Here is an 18,414-nt window from a genome sequence, read left to right as displayed (position 1 = left end):
TTAATTAATATAAAAAAGGATGTTATTAATATTGCGAGTTGTTTTTATGGGCACATCAGAGTTTGCGGCTTCTACTTTACAAGCTCTTGCTTCTTCTTCTCATCAGATTGTATCTGTGTATACGAGGCCTTCACGTCCAGCTGGAAGACGTGGTTTAAAAGATGTATCTTCTGCTGTGTATAAAAAAGCACAGGAATTGTGTGTTAGTGTGTTTGTTCCTCATAAGCTTGGCCAAGAAGAATATGAACAATTCTTGAGTTTTAATGCTGATGTTGCCGTAGTAGTTGCATATGGATTGCTTATTCCCAAGCTTATTTTAGATACGACGAAGTTAGGGTTTTACAATGGTCATGCATCTTTATTGCCGCGTTGGCGTGGAGCAGCTCCAATACAGCGTGCTATTATGGCTGGTGATAGTGAGACTGGAGTTGCAATCATGAAAATGGATGAGCACTTGGATTCAGGTTCAGTTGCTCTTGTTAAAAAAAATTCCAATATCTTTGAATGTTACCGCAGGATTATTGCAACAAGATTTAAGTATTCTTTGTGCCAATGCGATGGTGGAGGCTATGGATAAACTTGAGAAAAATGACCTTCCTCTTTTACCTCAAGACACGAATGGTATTACATATGCTGAAAAGATTGCTAAAGATGAGACACGTGTTGATTTTTTTCAATCTGCGGAAAATGTTCATAATCATATTAGAGCGCTATCACCTTTCCCAGGAGCATGGTTAGAAATGATGATTGGAAGTAAATGTGAGCGTGTTAAATTATTGGAATCTCAATTAGTAGATGGTGTAGGCATGCCTGGTGAGATTATTGACAAAAATTTTACAATAGCATGTAGTCATGGAGCGGTGCGTATTATGCGTTTGCAACGAGCAGGGGGTAAGGCATTGAATATCGAAGATTTTATTTTAGGATCTCCGATAATAGTGGGCTGCATAGTTGGTTGATGATAAGTTATTGTTTAATCATTGAATATAATGGAAATGGCTATTGCTGAAAAGATTGCTAAAGATGAGACACGTGTTGATTTTTTTCAATCTGCGGAAAATGTTCATAATCATATTAGAGCGCTATCACCTTTCCCAGGAGCATGGTTAGAAATGATGATTGGAAGTAAATGTGAGCGTGTTAAATTATTGGAATCTCAATTAGTAGATGGTGTAGGCATGCCTGGTGAGATTATTGACAAAAATTTTACAATAGCATGTAGTCATGGAGCAGTGTGTATTATGCGTTTGCAACGAGCAGGAGGTAAGGCATTGAATATTGAAGATTTAATTTTAGGATCTTCTATCATAGTGGGCTGCATAGTTGGTTGATGATACGTTATTGTTTAATCATTGAATATAATGGAAATGGCTATTTTGGTTGGCAAAGGCAGAAAAATGGGTCTTCAATTCAAGGATCTATAGAAAAAGCCATTTTTTTAGTAACAGGCGAAGATGTAACTGTGCATGGTGCAGGTCGTACCGATTCAGGGGTTCATGCTCTTGGACAGGTCGCTCATTTTTGATTTAGTGAGAGAATGGAGCCCAGAGATATTATGCAAAGCATTGAATGCTTATTTGAGGATATCTGATACTGTTTCTATACTAAATGTGAGAGTAGTGAATCAACAATTCCATGCGCGTTTTTCAGCGATTCGTCGTAGTTATCTTTATCGTATTATTACTAGACAAGCACCTTTGGCTCTTGAAAAAGGACGTGCGTGGTGGATTCCTAAGCCGTTAGATTGTGAAAAAATGAGAATAGCGGCACAACATTTGATTGGTCGGCATGATTTTACTACTTTTCGATCAATTAATTGTCAGGCAACATCTCCCATACGTACAATTGACCATTTTGACATTAGTTCATGTAATGATTTAATTGAAATTAGGGTTGTTGCACGGAGTTTTTTGCATACGCAAATACGATCTTTTGTAGGTAGTTTAAAATTAGTAGGTGAGGGAAAATGGACGCCAGATGATTTATTAAAGGCATTAAAATCTCGAGATCGCAAAGAATGCGGGCCTTTATCTCCTTCAGAGGGTCTTTATTTTGATTCTGTGGAATATTCTTGATTGTATAGTTATTATTTTTTGCAATTATTTATTTTATTTTTCAAATAGAAGAAAGAAGCAAATCCATGTTTTGAATCGCTGCTCCTGATGCTCCTTTTCCAAGGTTATCAAGAACGGCTATAATATTGATGTATGGTAACTCAGATGAGCCAAAGAAGAAAAGATGCAGCCTGTCATTTCCGGCCATCATTTCACAATCTATAGTATCACATTTTTTGCTTTCTTCTAATGGGATAATGGAAACTACATCTTGTCCAGTATAATATTCTTGAAAAATATGGTGTACTTCTTCTAGATTTGTTTTCCAAGAAAGCTGTTCTATGTTAAGTGGAATTTGAATAGCGATTCCTTGAGGGAAACGACCTACTGATGGTAAAAATATAGGATAACTTTCTATCAAGCTATGCTGGATTATTTCTGGCAAATGTTTATGCGGAAGATTGAGGTTATAAAGAAAATGATTGCTACTAATTGAATCCGGCATATTTTTTTGTTCCATGCGGGATATTAATTTTTTTCCTCCTCCTGTATATCCAGAAACAGCATTTATAGTAATAGGGTATCCATCAGGTAGAATTTTTGTTTTACGTAATGGGCGTAAAATTGCGATCGCTCCTGTAGCATAACATCCTGGATTAGATATATAGCGTGCTGATCGTATTTTTTCTTTTTGGGACTTATCCATCTCAGGAAATCCATATACCCAATCTGGCGCAATGCGATGCGCAGTTGAGGTGTCAATAATGCGACTATTTATACCATTTTTCTTAATTAATTGGACAGTCTCTAGCGATGCTACATCTGGCAAACAAAGAATTGCAACATCTGCTGTATTTAAAAGATCTTCTCGCAATTGAACATTGTGCCTTTCTGCAACTGGGATAGAGAGAAGATGCAAATCTTTGCGTCGCAATATGCGATCACGAATCTTCAATCCAGTTGTTCCATGTTCTCCGTCTATGAAAATCTTATACATTGGTTTCACAAAAACACAGAATAATGCGTATCATTTACATCAACAATAGCAGAATTTTTTTTTATTAATGGCACTAAATATTCAGTGAAAATATTTATTTTGCAATAGAAAATAAAGATATACAACTCCCACAAATTTACGCATATCGTATAGTTATTAAAATAAAAATCCAGTATATTAGCGCTTAGAAAATTGGAAACTACGACGTGCCTTAGCTTTTCCGTACTTCTTACGTTCGACAATACGGCTATCTCGTGTCAAAAATCCACCTTTTTTGATTTGTGGTCTTAGCTCTGGTTGAAAGTACGTTAGAGCTTTTGCAATGCCATGACATATGGCGTTGGCCTGTCCAGAAAATCCTCCTCCAGATACAGTGGCAAAAACATCATACATATTATCTTGAGATACTGTGTTGAAAGGTCTTTTTATGTTTAATATCAATAAATCCTGTGTAAAATATTTTGATATATCTACATAATTAATTGTAAATTTCCCAGTGCCACTCTTGATCCATACGCGTGCGATAGAAGTTTTGCGTTTTCCAGTAGCATAAGAACGTTGCCACTGATCAACTTTACGAGAATATACAGGAGAAGAGGGTGACTGTTCTTTTGGTTGATCACCGATTTCTGCGATGGTTTGTTCACCTTGCTGCTCAATGATATCTCGGATATTTTCGATACCTTCCATTATTAAGTTCTCCTAGAATTTTTGGGATTCATCTTTGCTACATCCACGAACACTGGTTTTTGTGCTTCATGTGGATGATGATCTTCCGCATAGATATGTAAATTCTTCATTTGCTTCCTTGCAAGAGGTCCACGTGGTAGCATCCTAGAGACCGCTTTCTTAAAAACATTAACAGGAGAAGATCCTTCAAGTATTTCCCTGGCGGTTGCCTTCTTAATGCCTCCTGGATATCCAGTATGACGATAATAGACTTTCTTATCATATTTCTGTCCTGAAAAGGCCACCTTAGATGCATTGATGATCACGACATTATCCCCGTCATCAACGCTCGGGGTGTATGTAGGTTTGTTTTTCCCCCGCAAACGGAGAGCTATTTGAGAAGCTAGTCTTCCAACAATCAATCCTTTGGCATCAATTAATACCCATTTCTTTTCCACTTCACTCGATTTTTGAAAGAAGCTTGGCATCATCACAACGATTTCCTTCTGTTATACCTTCCAACGGTGGAATACATCATTTTGCTCTCCATCAATATCCTTCTAGATAGAGAGAGCATTATCTAGAAACATAACCTTATTGTATTGATATCCAATACTTATTCATCAGTCAATAACGTGTTGGGCATCACGGCTATAAAATTACTATCATTTTCCACGTATAAGAGATTTATCTATTGTAATTTTGTCAATATCCTAAAAAATTTGCATGCATAATATAAGGCAAGATCAATAACAGAATAATTAATAATACACAATATTGTAGAAGCAGATGTGGTAAACGAAACTCAATATTGAGTATAGGTTTCTTGTAATGTTCTTGAGAGATAAATGGTTATCAATCTCATTGTTATGGATTTTAACCAGAATCACTTTATGAGTGAATTGTTATTTTTTCATAAAATTTCATCTCCACAATTTGTTGAAATTATAACAATTTATTATTGCGTTGGAGGTATGTAAATTGGCGACATTTTGCGGTAAGGGGAAGCTTGATTATTGTATTTATTTACTAAATAATTTGTCACATAAATATGATGAGGAGTAAAGTCCAAAACGAGAAATTGTTGTTTATTAGCATCTACTATATTGTATATTTTCACTGTTCTTCCAGAGGAGTCTTTCATTGTTGATTCATATGATTCATATGATGTGTTTTCGAATATTGTTGATATATGGTAATCTGCTAAAAATTTTTGGAATGCACGCATCTGGGCGTCTTTATTTGTCATGAGATTATTCGTGCAGAGAACGATATATTTGCTTCTTTTGGAAGCTTTGGATGCGTCTTTTATAAGCCATTGGGAAATATTTCCATTATCATTAATGAGTGGATTGATATTAACCTCGAATGAATCTAGCGAAGTGTCTGAAAAAATAGATCCATTAAATAGGCTATTGTTCAATTGAATGAAATGGACATTATCTATGTCCCATGAATAAGCTTGAGATCCTTGAATTAAGTGTGTTTTGACAAACACGCCTTTTGTCTTTCTTATTGTATCATAGCTGAATTCAGAAATATTGTTTTTATTATATTCCTTGCGTTTATAATAAAATTCAATGCTCCAGGAGATGTCGTTGATTGCATTGAAAGCGCATGAATTGTCACTGAAGTTGAATATGACATAATCGGAGCATTTTCCAAGATTATCGATATACTCTTCCCTTCCTATTCCTCTGAAAAAAGGGAATTTTAATTTATCATAGATTTCGTGAGATAGTTTTGTCTGCTTCGATGTTCCCATTTCCGTGAATGTTCCGGAGATCATTGCGAGTATAATATTTTTATGATCCAGAGTTGAATTGATTGCATCAATAAAGTCGTGCTTATTGTCGGCATAATCTGTGTTTTGAGGATCAAACTGTAACATGACCATTGAGTTATGCGGACAATTAGCTATCTTGTCTGCAACAATTTCTATATTCATATTCTCCTTGTTAGGAGCTAAAATTTTTTGGATCTTACTTAGCGGCATATGATAAGATACATGTAATTCAAAAACATATTTCTCTTTTTTTGATGGATCCTTTATAGGTATGATTTTAACGGAAGAGTCTTTTTTAATTTGAGCAATTTCATTGGTGTCAAAATTATTTTTTGACAGGATTGTTACTAAATCATTTAATATGTTTTTTACAGTATCATTTGGTTCAATCTCATCAGAACAGAACAAAGCTATTCCATGGTCTAAAGCTTCTTCGCTGGCAGATGCTATGGTAGATTCTTCCGTAAAAGCTTGTGCAAATGTTACCGTTATGTATATTATGGCGATAATAATTGGGATTATGAGCGCTGTTAGCACTGCCACGTTGCCGTTTTTTGATGATAAAAAATTTTTTTTGAATTTCATTTTGCAATTCACGTTTAATTTTTCCTGCTATCATTTTAAACAGCTATAATTATCACGTAATTACAAAATATTATTTTATATGTTATCGATAAATATTGTCGATTTATATTATAATTTGTATTGAAATGTACTATAATTAATTTACGGCAATAATACAATTTTCCCAATATGTTTGGATTCTTCCATAATATTATGCGCTGTAATCACTTCGTCTAATGGCAATGTGGTGTGTATTACGGGAGCAATTTTGTGACTATTTAAGATGGGCCACACTTTTAATTTTAACGAGTCACGAATGCTTTGTTTTGTTGCATCACTTTGGCGACGTAAGGTAGATCCTGTAATCGTGAGTCTCTTAGATATAATAGGGGTTAGGTCGAGTTCTTTTGCAATATTTCCTCCTAAAAAAGAGATGATGATGAGTTGTCCTTGCTTGGCGAGCAGATTGAGGTGTTTGTTTAAATATTGTGCGCCAATCATGTCTAGTATAACATCTATGCCTTTGCCGTTAGTTTCTTTTTGTAGTATTTCCAAAAAATCTTCTTTCAAGTAGTTGATCGCATATTTAGCTCCAAGTTTTAAGCAAGCGAGACATTTTTCTTCTGATTGAGCTGTTGTATATACTGTGGCACCAAAATATGCTGCTAACTGGATTGCCGTAGTACCGATACCACTTGATCCCCCGTGAATCAAAATTGTTTGACCACTTCGTAGTTTAGCTGTTTGGAAGAGATTGGCCCATACTGTAAAAAAAGCTTCAGGTAGACAAGCGGCTTGTATTGCATTATAACCCTTTGGAATGGGAAGGGCGTGTCCTTGATGAGAGAGGCAATATTTAGCATATCCGCCTCCATTTACTAAGGCGCATACTTTATCTCCTATATTCCAAGTCATAGCTCTTTTCCCGAGAGCTACGATTGTTCCTGCGACTTCCAGTCCTAATATCGGTGTAGCATTTTTAGGAGGGGGATATAATCCTTTGCGTTGCATGATATCAGGTCTATTGACGCCAATTGCATCAACTTTAATGAGAATTTCTTCTCCTTGAGGTTTAGGAATTGGTGATTCGGTAAGAAACATAACATCTGAATTTCCGTGTCCAGACATTGCAACATGGCGCATTTTTTTACAAACAAGCATATCATTACCTTAGTTTTGATAAGAAATTCATATTTCTTCTTTATGAGATTGTATGACAATGATGAAACAATACGATGTCAATAGGCAAAAAAACTTTGTTTTGTCTCTTTGACAATAAATTAAATGGATTGATAATAGTGTTATATTTTTTTGATATATATTTTGCAGATAAGATAACGCATTATTCTTTCACAATTAAGTGGAATTTTTCTTTTTATGAATTTGATATGCAGATGATTTGTTGTTTGCAAAAGGGATTGTAGGTGTAATTTTTATGTAGAATACTGGTTTTATTGTTGGTTAAAATGTTTTTTAGTTCGCTTAGTTGTTTTTTTTGATTGCAATTCAAAAGCAATGGTGTGAAATATGTTTTTTTGTATTTTATTTTGCTAAGTAATAGTAGATCTTGATTATGAGGACAAGGTAAAAGTGATGACAATGTCAAAGAAGAGAGATAAAATCTCTGATAATGAATATGAAAATTCTGATGATGCTTTATTTTTTTATTGTTCAGATGATTCGTGGAAAAAAATGGTCAAACTTGCTAAGCAGCGTGGTCATGTGACTATAGAGGAATTAAGTACGGCATTGCCTTCTTTAGAATCTAATTCTGATCAAATTGAAGAAGTGATATCCATGTTTTCCAATATAGGAGTTAATGTGGTTGATGGCGATGATGATTTAGAATATGAAGAAGAATCTGAGGACTCTCTTGATCTTGTGACTGATTCTGGCAATACGTCTGTGCTCGTTCAAAAACGAAAAGATTCAACTGATCGAAGTACCGATGATCCAGTTCGGATGTATTTGCGTGAGATGGGTTCTATAGAATTATTGTCACGTGAAGGTGAAATTGCTATAGCCAAAAGAATTGAAGCAGGTCGCGCTATGATGATGGCGAGTCTGTGTGAAAGTCCTCTTACTTTCCAAGCCCTTATAATTTGGCGTGATGAGTTAAATGAGGGTACTACTCTTTTACGTGAGATTATAGATTTAGAAGCATGTATCGGGCCAGGGTCAAAAGGATCTGCTTTTTATGGTAGGGGAGAAAATTCTTATCAGAAGCAGGAGGAAGGAAATCAGGGAAAAGAAGAGAATATCGACGGCGCTGAAAAAAAATCTAAAGATGATAGTGAAGGGGATAATGCCAATTCATTCCCAGAGAATGAGGACAGAAATTTAGATGAAGACGAAGATGATTCGACTCATCAGACTCTTGCTGCGATGGAAGATCAGCTACGACCTAAGGTGATGTGTACGCTTAATGAAATTGCTGAATCTTATCGGGAATTGCGTTTGCTCCAAGATAATGCGACAAACGGTTTAAGAGATGATAAATCCTATGCCAAATACAAAGTATTAAAAGATAAATTAGTTGAATTGGTGGGGTCTCTTTCGTTGAATCAAAGTCGTATTGATTTGTTGGTTGAGCAACTATACGATATTTCGAAGCGAATAACGCACCATGAAGGTGAGTTATTACGATTAGCTCAATCTCATGGAGTTAAACGAGATGTTTTCTTAGAACGATGCCAAGGATGCGAATTAGATTCTAAATGGGTAGATTTTGCGAAAGATTTACCTGAAGAGGGGTGGAAAGATTTTATTGCTTGTGAAATGGATTCCATCCTTAGAATTGGAAATGAAATTAAAGATATTTCTTCTGCAACAGGGATATCAATTTCTGAATTCCGACATATTGTTTCAATGGTGCGTAAGGGAGCGTGTGAAACAAGTATTGCTAAAAAGGAAATGGTGGAAGCTAATTTGCGTCTTGTTATTTCTGTTGCCAAAAAATATACCAATCGTGGATTGCAATTCTTGGATCTTATTCAAGAGTGTAATATTGGTTTGATGAAAGCTGTAGAAAAATTTGATTGGTCTTTGGGATATAAGTTTTCAACATATGCGATATGGTGGCTGAAACAATCGGCTGGGCGTGCTATTGCAGATCAATCACGCACGATTAGGATCCCCGTTCATATGCTTGAAACGATCAATAAGGTTGTTCGGACAGCGCGTAGGATGTCAAATACAATCAAACGTGAGCCTACTCCTGATGAAATAGCTAAAAAACTAGCAATGCCTTTGGAAAGAGTGCGTAAAGTTTTAAAGATTACCAAAGAGCCGATCTCTCTAGAAACGCCAATAGGTGATGAAGACACTTCTCATCTTGGAGATTTTATAGAAGATAAAAATGCAGTATCTCCTGTGGATTCTGCTATCCGAGCTAATTTGCGTGAAACGACTACACGTGTTCTTGCCTCCTTGACTCCACGTGAAGAAAGAGTATTGCGCATGCGTTTTGGTATAGGTATGAATACAGATCATACTCTAGAAGAAGTGGGGAAACAGTTTTGCGTTACCCGTGAGCGTATTCGTCAGATTGAGGCAAAAGCAATTCGTAAGTTGAAACATCCTAGTCGTTCAAAGAAATTAAGAAGTTTTCTAGATGGTTAAATAATTTCATAGAGATTGAACTTGACATCTTCGGAAGATAAAGGGAACGCTATAAATCGGAAGATTTTTTACTACATATTTACAATGGTTTATAAACAAGCAATCTTCATAAAATTTTCATAATTTGATTTGTTTTTGGTGTGCTTGCATAAAGTTTTTTGTGCTTTTTTAAAATTGAGGTATGGCAATATTTTTTCTTTAATATCGATTGCGTTTCATATTTTGAGATATGCTTGGTTGTTTTTATTCTATTCAGGGATATCTAACGATACTATGACGGGTGTGTGATCTGATGGTTTTACGCATCCACGTGGTTTTGTATCTATTTGAGATGAATGGAGCAAAGAAGCTGCTTCTGGAGAAAGCATTATGTGATCAATGCGTATTCCCTTGTTCTTCGCCCAAGATTCTGGATAATAGTCCCAAAAAGAATAAAGGTTATTTGCATCATGTGTAGCGCGTATTGCATCTGTGAATCCGATGTTTTGTAACTTTTGAAAATATTGCCGTACTTCCAATGTAAAGCATGCATCGTTTTGCCATATTGTTGGATTATAGCAATCACGGGGTTGAGGGATAATATTGTAGTCTCCCGCAAAGATGAGAGGTTCTTCCAATGTAAGGCGTTGGGATGCGAATTGTAAAAAGCTCTTGATCCATGATATTTTGGTATTATATTTGGTGGAAGTGATAGGATTTCCATTGGGGACGTATAGATTTCCTATACGTAATATTTGGGAATTAATCGTGAAAGTTGCTTCTATAAAGCGTGCTTGATCGTCAAAATCCCCTCCAGGGAGATCGGTTACAACTTCTATAGGGTTATATTTTGATAAAATAGCTACTCCGTTGTAGGATTTTTGCCCACGGGCTTCGATATGATAATTGAAGGATTCCAAGTCATCAAAAGGGAATGTTTTATTTTCGGTTTTCGTTTCTTGGAGGCATATAATATCTGGATCATTTTCTTTAATCCATGCGGTTAGATTATGTATGCGAGCTCGGATGCTATTGACATTCCAAGTGGCTATTGTTACTAAGCTCACGGGGATTTCCTTTTTATATAGAAAAACTTGTTCCGCATCCACAGTTACTTTTGGCATTAGGATTGCGTATTTGAAAAGATTTACTTAAAAAATTATCTACAAAATCAACTTCTGAATTGATAAGATATGGGAGTGATTTTTTGTCTATAAAGATTTGAGCTCCATCTTTCTCAAATACAACGTCGTCGTCGTATCGTTCGGATTCTAAGTCAAATTTATACGAAAAACCGGAGCATCCTCCGCCATTTATGGCAATGCGGAGAGCTTTTTTATCGCTGTTGGATTCCAAAATATGTTTAATTTGCATGGCAGCTGCATCGGTAATCTTTATCATAGGCACTGTTATCTTCCTCTAACATATTACTTCATTATGGTAGTATGTTTTATATAATATATACATGCAATATTGATTTTATAATATTAGGAGTAAAGTAAGGACATTAAAGGTGGTAATAGCACGTAAATTAGGATTTGGTTATCAAAAAAAAGCTGTGTATGCCGCAGATCCTATACATAGTTTGGGAAGAATTTATACAGAGCCCAAAAGTAGAACCCGTTCTGAATTTCAAAGAGATCGTGATCGCGTAATTCATACTACAGCATTTAGGCGATTGAAAGATAAGACACAAGTTTTTTTTAAAAGACAAAGGGATCATTATCGTACTCGTTTAATGCATACGATTGAAGTATCACAAATATCCAGGTCTTTGGCACGTGCACTCAAGATTGATGAAGATCTAGCTGAAGCAATAGCGTTAGCGCATGATTTGGGTCATCCTCCTTTTGGTCATATCGGAGAAAGTATTTTGCAGGAACTTCTTTCTTCGTATGGTGGTTTTGAGCATAACATGCAGTCTTTGCGTATTGTAACAGAATTAGAACATAGTTATGCAGATTTTGATGGTATCAATCTCACTTGGGAAACCTTAGAGGGATTGTTAGGACACAACGGTCCGTTTTTACAACAAGGATCCGTAAAGAGAGATATTGCTCCAAAGATATTTTATGAGCATTATCATGCGCATGGTTTGGATCTTGCAAATTTTTCCAGTCTTGAAGGACAAGTTGCGGCTATTGCTGATGATATTGCATATGATGCACATGATATAGATGATGGTGTTCGTTCAGGGTTATTGACCTTTGATATGTTGGGGGAAGTGGCATTTTTGCAAAAACATATTGCATCATTACATGATATTTATGGCAATTTAGATGAAAAACGTTTGGTTCATGAGCTTGTAAGACGGCAAATTACTTCTATGGTTGAAGATGTAATAACGGTATCGCAAAATAGAATAGCGCTTTTAAAACCTGTTTCAATTAAGGATATTCGTTCTGCCAATTATAGAATTGTATCTTTTTCCGATGAGATGGCTATAGTAGATAATGAGATTAAGTCTATGCTCCGGAAATATGTATATCGTCATCCTAGCATTATAAATGGTTCTAATCAGATAGCGAATATCATTCGAAATCTTTTTTTTGCATATATGTCAGATCCATTGAAAATGAGGGGTTACGATCAACTGGAATGTGAAAAAAATATGGATGATTCTGTGAAAGCACGACACATTGCGGATTACCTTGTGGGAATGACAGATGGTTATGCGATACATGAACACCATGTTTTATTTGGTTATATTCCTGATTTTGCAGGGTGCTATTCTGATTTTTATTGAATACGTAAGACAGTAAATATTTGTTATCTAGCGGGAGTGTGGTGATGTATCTCTTCACGGATTTTAGTGTTCGTTTGAGAAATTATATTCAATGTATTGATTCTAAAACAAAAGTAGAAAAGAAAATTTTAGATCGGATTGTTGTTGAACGTCCTCGCGATTGTGCGCATGGTCATTTATCTACTAATGCTGCGATGATTTTGAGTCGTCCTCTTGGTCTTGATCCGATTACTATAGCTGACTTAATTGTTTCTCGTATAAAGATGGATCCTGATGTAGCATCCGTGTCTATTGCGGGGAAAGGATTTATAAATTTATACTTGTCTTCTTCTTATTTAAGAAACATTATTTATTCTATTGTTGTTGATGGAATAAAATATGGTCGTAATTTAATTGGTGCAAATAGAAAAGTTAACATCGAATATGTTTCGGCTAATCCAACGGGTCCAATGCATGTTGGGCATTGTCGTTGTGCTGTTGTAGGAGATACGATTGCTAACCTCATGGCATTTTCTGGTTATGAAGTAACGAGGGAATATTATATTAACGATGCAGGCGTGCAAATTGATACATTAGCTCGCTCTGCATATTGGCGTTATCAACAGGCTCTTTATAACCATGATTCTGAGATTCCAGAAGGGTTTTATCCAGGTGATTATTTAAAACATGTGGGGCAAGAATTAGTAGATAAGTATGGTTCAAAGCTTTTGGATTTTCCTGAGGAAAAATGGTTAGCAATCATCAAGGATTATTCTGTGCAGGCAATGATGCTTCTCATTAAAGATGATTTAAAAGCTCTCAATATACACCATGACCTCTTTGTTTCAGAGAATGATTTTCATCAAGGTGACCCCTCTCCTATACAGGAGATCATTGATAAGCTAGCCCTTCAAGGATATATATATCAGGGAACGCTTCCTCTACCTAAATCAAAAAAAACTCAAAAATGTGAAATAGATCGTAAACAATTGCTATTTCGTTCAACAGTGGTTGGAGATGATGTTGATCGTCCCTTACTTAAATTAGATGGATCTTATACTTATTTTGCTGCGGATCTTGCTTATTTTAACTGCAAATATAAACGCGGTTTTGATGAGATTGTGTACGTAATGGGATCTGATCATAGCGGGTATGTAAAACGCCTTGAAGCAGTAGCCGCTGCCGTTTCAGAAAAAAAAGCAAATATTAATGTGCTGTTATGTGAATTAGTTAGACTTTATAGGGATGGTATGCCTATTAAAATGTCAAAACGTGCAGGAGATTTTATAACTTTACGGTACGTTGTTGATGAAGTAGGGTGTGACCCAGTACGTTTTATGATGTTGTGGAGGAAAAATTCAGAATTATTGGATTTTGATTTTTGTAAAGTTAAGGAACAATCAAAGGAAAATCCTGTGTTTTACGTGCAGTATGCTTATGCACGATGTAGATCTATCTTTAGGCAGGCGAGAGATGTTTTCCCTGATCTTGACTTTGATTTGTTTCCAAGAAAAAAAATACCTAAAGAATTTGAATTTGAATTTGATGCGAGTGAATTACAATTAATTGTACATCTTGCAGAATATCCTCGTGTTGTTGAGCATGCTACTTCTTTTCAAGAACCTCACAAGCTTGCTTTTTATTTGTATGATCTAGCTAGTATTTTTCATGGTCATTGGAACCATGGAAAAGAAAATCCAAAGTTAAAGTTTATACAAGAAAACAATAAAGAGTTAACCATGATGAGATTGCAGTTAGTTTATGCTGTTGCCTCTATTATTAATTCTGGTCTTAATATTATAGGGGTTGAATCTCCCCATGAAATGAGTTGAATATAAAAGGCGATTCTTTGTTGTGGAATAGATGTACAGTTAGATAGGAAAAGGTATGGAAAATAAGAAAGAATTTTCTCATAAAAGAGGTGCTCCCCTTCAAGCGGGACAATTTCCTTCTCCTCTTTCTTCGGTTAATTCTTCCATTGAAAAGTATGCGCAAAAATTAACAAATTCTTTTTTAAAAGATGATTTTTTTTTTGATGGGCTAGAACGGGAATTGCTTCTTTCCCTAGGTAATGTAGAAAAAGGGAAATTTTCTTCTTATAATAAGGCGGAATGTTTTGATCCTTCGCCGGCGCATCGTATATCTGCTAAATCTGATGATGATCGTTATTACGTGAAAAATCCTGCGATATCTTCTCTTGCTAATGCACAGGAGAAATTATTGGATGATAATGTAGAAGAGCAATCATTTCCGTCTAAAGTTATTTCAAAAGAAACATCAGTTGTTGATGAATCTTCGCGATCTAAACCTCATATAAATTCATCAGAGTATGATTTGGAAATTGTGCGTGGTTTGGATGATGATTTAGGGAATTATTTTGATAAAAATGATCAAATCCACGCTATTCACCCTGATGGAAAAGAAAAATTTTTTAATAGTCAACTAACGAATAAAAACAACGATATTGATTCTCTCAACTCTGCGGTAGATTGTGAAAATATTATATCTTTTGTCCCTAAAGGAGAAGGAACTTTTCCTCATGCTGTTTCTTCGAAATTAAAAAATAATATCCCATCTTTGGACATTAAATCTTCAGAAAAATTGCAAACAGGTGATTGTGATTTATTGTTGAATAACCCTTCAAAAAAGATAGAGAAGAATGATTCTGTCCTTGATGATGATCTTGGTTTAGATTTTGAGGATATCGAAAAAGAATTATTGTCTATCAGTAGTAATTCTGATGAAAAATCAAGTCCTGAGGTGTTTCTTGATGATCTTGTGCATCAGAAAAAACATTCTTCTGATGTGGAAAAATCTAAAGATAAAGATTTGGTTTTTGATCTTACAAAAATTGTGAGGTTTGAAGAGCATCCTAGAGAATTAGGTGGTTTTGTGTCATCCTCTTTATTGCTTGAAGAAGAGAAAATCTTGATTAAAAATGTGCATGATTCTCTTGGTCAAGATAATTATGCGTTATCCGAAGAAAGAGGCAAGAGCTTTTTTTTCAAGGATAATTCTGCAAGTGTAGAGCGGGAATCTTTTCTTAATAAAGATCAAGTTTTAGCAAATGATACGCATCACGAGAAGATAGTTGCTTCTTCAGAGGATTCTGTTGGTGTGTTGGAAGATGATTTTAAATCAGTTCCGCCAACTCTCAATAGTGATAGTGATGTCACAAAAGATTCGGCACAGAATAAAATATTTTGGTTGATGGGATATATCTTGATTGTAGTAGGGTGTGGTGTTTATTGGTTTTTGCAATTGCATCGAGAGATAGATTTTTCTAGCGGAGGTCCGCGTGTTGTTAATGCGAGTAAGGATCCTTTGAAGGTTGTGCCTAATTTATCAGAAGGGGAAAATGATACTTTTTTCGATAAAGTCCATGAAGTATATGATCGTTTTTCTGGGAAAAAACCATCATTTCCTAAACAGACGAAGCTTATAGATTCACAAGAAAAACCAGTTGATCTTCAGACATCAAATCAAGATAAAGATCAGAAAGTTCAGGATGAGAAAAGTAATATAGAAGGGATTTCTTCGCAAGAAACTTCACATATTTCTGATGAAAAAAATAAAAACAGCTCCTCATTAGAATCTATTGTTATAACAGAAGAAAATCCCCCATTATCTCAAAAATCTAATTTTCTTTCGGATAATAAAGAAATTTCTTCAGAAGGAGGTGCTCTACCAGTAGATGGGATAAAATTGCAAAGCAGTATACCTTTGCCTAGTTCCAATTTAGAGTGAAGTGAAGAATTATTTTTTGATATATTTGATGGAAACATTGAAACTATTCTTGCAAAGAATGAGAAAATGGTTTCGTTTTATTGGTATAAAATATTTTATGGTTTTAGACGTAAGATTTGTTGTTTTTATGAGTTTTAATTGGATATCTTTGAAAAATATATTATGAAATGTTTTTCCTTATTTGTTGTAGATAACATAATTTCATACGGGGGGCTATTTGTCAGTTGCTCGGTGTGGTTTTTTTTGATGCAGGGATTTTGATTTTATGGCTTCGTATGATTCTAGAGTATTAATTATTGGTTCAGGTCCTGCTGGATACACTGCGGCTATCTATGCTGCACGTTCTATGTTGAAACCAACGATTATATCTGGATTAGATGTTGGTGGTCAGCTAATGATAACCGAAAGCATTGAAAATTACCCAGGGTTTGCGGCTCCTATCCGAGGGGATTGGTTGATGGAACAAATGCGCCTTCAAGCTGAAAATTTCGGATCGAATATTGTTAAAGATTCAGTGGTGTCAGTAGATCTGAATCGTCGTCCCTTTGTTATAGAAACTAAATCATCTGATATTTGGTATGCTGATTCTTTGATTGTTGCGACAGGTTCTAAAGCAAAATGGCTTGGATTGGAAAGTGAAAAAAAATTTCAAGGTTTTGGTGTATCGGCATGTGCTACTTGTGATGGTTTTTTTTATAAGAATAAGGATGTTTTTGTTATAGGAGGGGGGAATACGGCTGCTGAAGAAGCTCTTCATCTTTCTAAAATCGCTCGCCAAGTGACAATGGTGCATCGTCGTTCATCGTTGCGATCGGAAAAGATTCTTCAAGAAAGATTATTTTTGCAGCCGAATATTGATTTTTTATTTGATACGGAAGTTGTTGATATTCTTGGTTCTATTCCAGAACCTCCACTTTTCCCATCTGTATCGGGGGTGCGTTTGCATAATAAGAAAGATGATATATTTTTTGAAAGGAATGTAAATGGAATCTTTATGGCTATTGGATATACTCCTAACACGAAGATTTTTCGTCATCAATTAAAGATGACAGATACAAATTATATATGGACAATGCCTAATTCTACAGTTACTAGTATTCTTGGGGTTTTTGCGGCTGGTGATGTGACGGATGAACGTTATCGACAAGCAATTACCGCTGCTTCTATGGGATGTATGGCGGCATTGGAAGCGGAAAAATACCTTTCCATTCATTGATTATAATATAGGTGTTTGAAAACGTTAGATTATGTCTTTGGATTGGGATAAATTACGGTTTTTTTATTTGGTTGCTAGATCTTCTTCCTTTACCCAGGCGGCAGAACAACTGAATCTTTCCCAGTCGTCTATTAGTAGGCATATAAGTAGACTTGAAGCAGAGGTGGGCGTGAAGCTTTTTTATCGTCATGCACGTGGGCTTACGTTAACAGAACAGGGGACTAAACTGCATCAGGTTACATCTGAGGTTTATTGCAAGTTAGAAAATGCGCAAATTGAATTACAGGAATCATCAGAAAAACCATCTGGAAAATTGCGAATTGCAACAACAATAGATTTAGGTCAAAATCTATTACATGGTATTTTAACAGAGTTTTTATTGTTGCATCCTGACATTAAAGTTCAATTTATTCTGGATAATAAAGATATAGATATTAGTATGGACTATGCTGATTGTGCTATTCGCCTGCAGAAACCAATTCAACCTGCTTTAATACAGCGTAAATTAGTGACAATTAACATGCATGCGTATGCTTCTCCTCAATATATTAAAAATCGCGGAGAACCATTATCTATTCAAGATTTAGATAAGCATAATTTAATTACTTTTGGAGATTTGATCCCCAAGTGTATGGAGGATTTTAATTGGTTAGCGACTATTGATCGTCCTTTGGGGGAACCAAGGGTCTCTTACCTGCAGATTAATAGTTATCTTTCGATTATGCAATGCTGTGTTTTAGGATCTGGAATAGCTCTTTTGCCAGATTATATTGTTAAAGATAATCAAGATTTGGTAAGGGTTATGAAAGATGTTACTACGCCATCTTTTGCAGTTTATTTTTGTTATCCTGATGCATTAAAAAACACTGGGAAATTAAAGGCTTTTAGAGATTTTATTGTTCTTAAATCGCGAGATTGGAAATTTTAAAGTGATAATTATGATATCTTGGATCAAAAATGCACTTTTCATTTTCAATGGATAAATCTCTTATTTTTATTGACAATCTGTTTTGATATAAATTTTATTTACGTTTGATCGGTTGTGTGCAATTGATT

General features: G+C 35.3%; 14 protein-coding genes and 2 pseudogenes. 9 read left to right on the top strand and 7 right to left on the bottom strand.

All coding sequences use genetic code 11. The features are described from left to right. Positions 1-31: 31 nt before the first annotated feature. The 3 genes and pseudogenes from fmt to truA all read left to right on the top strand — a co-directional run bounded on the left by fmt (position 32) and on the right by truA (position 2,075). Positions 32-959, top strand: a pseudogene (fmt, locus tag G293_RS01105) (methionyl-tRNA formyltransferase). A 36-nt stretch (positions 960-995) separates the two neighbouring features. After that, positions 996-1,331, top strand: coding sequence for a hypothetical protein (locus G293_RS01100; protein ID WP_244464423.1), 336 nt, complete (start codon positions 996-998; stop codon positions 1,329-1,331). Next, positions 1,331-2,075 (top strand): annotated as a pseudogene (truA, locus tag G293_RS01095) (tRNA pseudouridine(38-40) synthase TruA). The gene G293_RS01100 and the pseudogene truA overlap by 1 nt, the downstream one beginning before the upstream one ends. Before the next feature lie 40 nt (positions 2,076-2,115). Here truA and argC read toward each other — a convergent pair. The 5 genes from argC to G293_RS01070 all read right to left on the bottom strand — a co-directional run bounded on the left by argC (position 2,116) and on the right by G293_RS01070 (position 7,231). Next, complete coding sequence (gene argC, locus G293_RS01090) at positions 2,116-3,051, bottom strand: N-acetyl-gamma-glutamyl-phosphate reductase (protein WP_083965935.1); 936 nt, start codon at positions 3,049-3,051, stop codon at positions 2,116-2,118. Positions 3,052-3,228: 177 nt separating this feature from the next. Continuing rightward, complete coding sequence (gene rpsI / locus G293_RS01085; protein WP_083965934.1) at positions 3,229-3,741, bottom strand: 30S ribosomal protein S9; 513 nt, start codon at positions 3,739-3,741, stop codon at positions 3,229-3,231. 2 nt (positions 3,742-3,743) lie between these two features. Beyond that, the gene (gene rplM / locus G293_RS01080; RefSeq protein WP_047264653.1) at positions 3,744-4,208 is read right to left on the bottom strand and encodes a 50S ribosomal protein L13; all 465 of its coding nucleotides are present in this window, start codon (positions 4,206-4,208) and stop codon (positions 3,744-3,746) included. Positions 4,209-4,678: 470 nt separating this feature from the next. Further along, a complete protein-coding gene (locus G293_RS01075; RefSeq protein WP_047263932.1) occupies positions 4,679-6,091 on the bottom strand; it encodes a hypothetical protein in 1,413 nt (470 codons plus the stop codon). 141 nt (positions 6,092-6,232) lie between these two features. Continuing rightward, the gene (locus G293_RS01070) at positions 6,233-7,231 is read right to left on the bottom strand and encodes an NAD(P)H-quinone oxidoreductase (RefSeq protein WP_047263931.1); all 999 of its coding nucleotides are present in this window, start codon (positions 7,229-7,231) and stop codon (positions 6,233-6,235) included. Positions 7,232-7,663: 432 nt separating this feature from the next. On the opposite strand from G293_RS01070, the gene rpoD reads away from it, so the two are divergent. Then, a complete protein-coding gene (gene rpoD, locus G293_RS01060; protein ID WP_047263929.1) occupies positions 7,664-9,691 on the top strand; it encodes an RNA polymerase sigma factor RpoD in 2,028 nt (675 codons plus the stop codon). Between the two features lie 248 nt (positions 9,692-9,939). On the opposite strand, the gene xth is transcribed toward rpoD, so the two are convergent. Both xth and G293_RS01050 read right to left on the bottom strand, forming a co-directional pair. Continuing rightward, a complete protein-coding gene (gene xth, locus G293_RS01055; RefSeq protein WP_047263928.1) occupies positions 9,940-10,737 on the bottom strand; it encodes an exodeoxyribonuclease III in 798 nt (265 codons plus the stop codon). A gap of 13 nt (positions 10,738-10,750) precedes the next feature. After that, positions 10,751-11,071, bottom strand: coding sequence for a HesB/IscA family protein (locus G293_RS01050; RefSeq protein ID WP_047264652.1), 321 nt, complete (start codon positions 11,069-11,071; stop codon positions 10,751-10,753). Positions 11,072-11,183: 112 nt separating this feature from the next. Between G293_RS01050 and G293_RS01045 the strand changes: the two genes are divergently transcribed. From G293_RS01045 to G293_RS01025, 5 genes are all read left to right on the top strand, one after another. Further along, complete coding sequence (locus tag G293_RS01045) at positions 11,184-12,416, top strand: deoxyguanosinetriphosphate triphosphohydrolase (protein ID WP_047263927.1); 1,233 nt, start codon at positions 11,184-11,186, stop codon at positions 12,414-12,416. Between the two features lie 44 nt (positions 12,417-12,460). Beyond that, entirely contained in the window at positions 12,461-14,227 is a 1,767-nt protein-coding gene (argS, locus tag G293_RS01040; RefSeq protein ID WP_047263926.1) for an arginine--tRNA ligase, read from the top strand. A gap of 55 nt (positions 14,228-14,282) precedes the next feature. Beyond that, positions 14,283-16,142, top strand: a complete 1,860-nt coding sequence (locus tag G293_RS01035) for a hypothetical protein (RefSeq protein ID WP_047263925.1) — start codon at positions 14,283-14,285, stop codon at positions 16,140-16,142. A 265-nt stretch (positions 16,143-16,407) separates the two neighbouring features. Continuing rightward, complete coding sequence (gene trxB / locus G293_RS01030) at positions 16,408-17,358, top strand: thioredoxin-disulfide reductase (RefSeq protein WP_047263924.1); 951 nt, start codon at positions 16,408-16,410, stop codon at positions 17,356-17,358. Positions 17,359-17,389: 31 nt separating this feature from the next. After that, positions 17,390-18,286: a LysR family transcriptional regulator gene (locus tag G293_RS01025; protein ID WP_047263923.1), complete on the top strand. Its 897-nt coding sequence runs from the start codon at positions 17,390-17,392 to the stop codon at positions 18,284-18,286. Positions 18,287-18,414 lie beyond the last annotated feature (128 nt).

This window comes from Candidatus Liberibacter africanus PTSAPSY (assembly GCF_001021085.1).
In the GTDB taxonomy this organism is placed as follows: Bacteria; Pseudomonadota; Alphaproteobacteria; order Rhizobiales; family Rhizobiaceae; genus Liberibacter; species Liberibacter africanus.
This window is presented reverse-complemented; position numbering and strand designations above follow the sequence as displayed.

Excerpts from the sequence above, each read along its gene's own strand:
- argC (WP_083965935.1), bottom strand. The coding sequence starts at position 3,051 with ATGTATAAGATTTTCATAGACGGAGAACATGGAACAACTGGATTGAAG.
- G293_RS01100 (WP_244464423.1), top strand. The coding sequence starts at position 996 with ATGGCTATTGCTGAAAAGATTGCTAAAGATGAGACACGTGTTGATTTT.
- G293_RS01025 (WP_047263923.1), top strand. The coding sequence starts at position 17,390 with ATGTCTTTGGATTGGGATAAATTACGGTTTTTTTATTTGGTTGCTAGA.
- rpoD (WP_047263929.1), top strand. The coding sequence starts at position 7,664 with ATGACAATGTCAAAGAAGAGAGATAAAATCTCTGATAATGAATATGAA.
- G293_RS01070 (WP_047263931.1), bottom strand. The coding sequence starts at position 7,231 with ATGCTTGTTTGTAAAAAAATGCGCCATGTTGCAATGTCTGGACACGGA.
- argS (WP_047263926.1), top strand. The coding sequence starts at position 12,461 with ATGTATCTCTTCACGGATTTTAGTGTTCGTTTGAGAAATTATATTCAA.
- G293_RS01075 (WP_047263932.1), bottom strand. The coding sequence starts at position 6,091 with ATGAAATTCAAAAAAAATTTTTTATCATCAAAAAACGGCAACGTGGCA.
- G293_RS01050 (WP_047264652.1), bottom strand. The coding sequence starts at position 11,071 with ATGATAAAGATTACCGATGCAGCTGCCATGCAAATTAAACATATTTTG.
- rpsI (WP_083965934.1), bottom strand. The coding sequence starts at position 3,741 with ATGGAAGGTATCGAAAATATCCGAGATATCATTGAGCAGCAAGGTGAA.
- trxB (WP_047263924.1), top strand. The coding sequence starts at position 16,408 with ATGGCTTCGTATGATTCTAGAGTATTAATTATTGGTTCAGGTCCTGCT.
- G293_RS01035 (WP_047263925.1), top strand. The coding sequence starts at position 14,283 with ATGGAAAATAAGAAAGAATTTTCTCATAAAAGAGGTGCTCCCCTTCAA.
- rplM (WP_047264653.1), bottom strand. The coding sequence starts at position 4,208 with ATGCCAAGCTTCTTTCAAAAATCGAGTGAAGTGGAAAAGAAATGGGTA.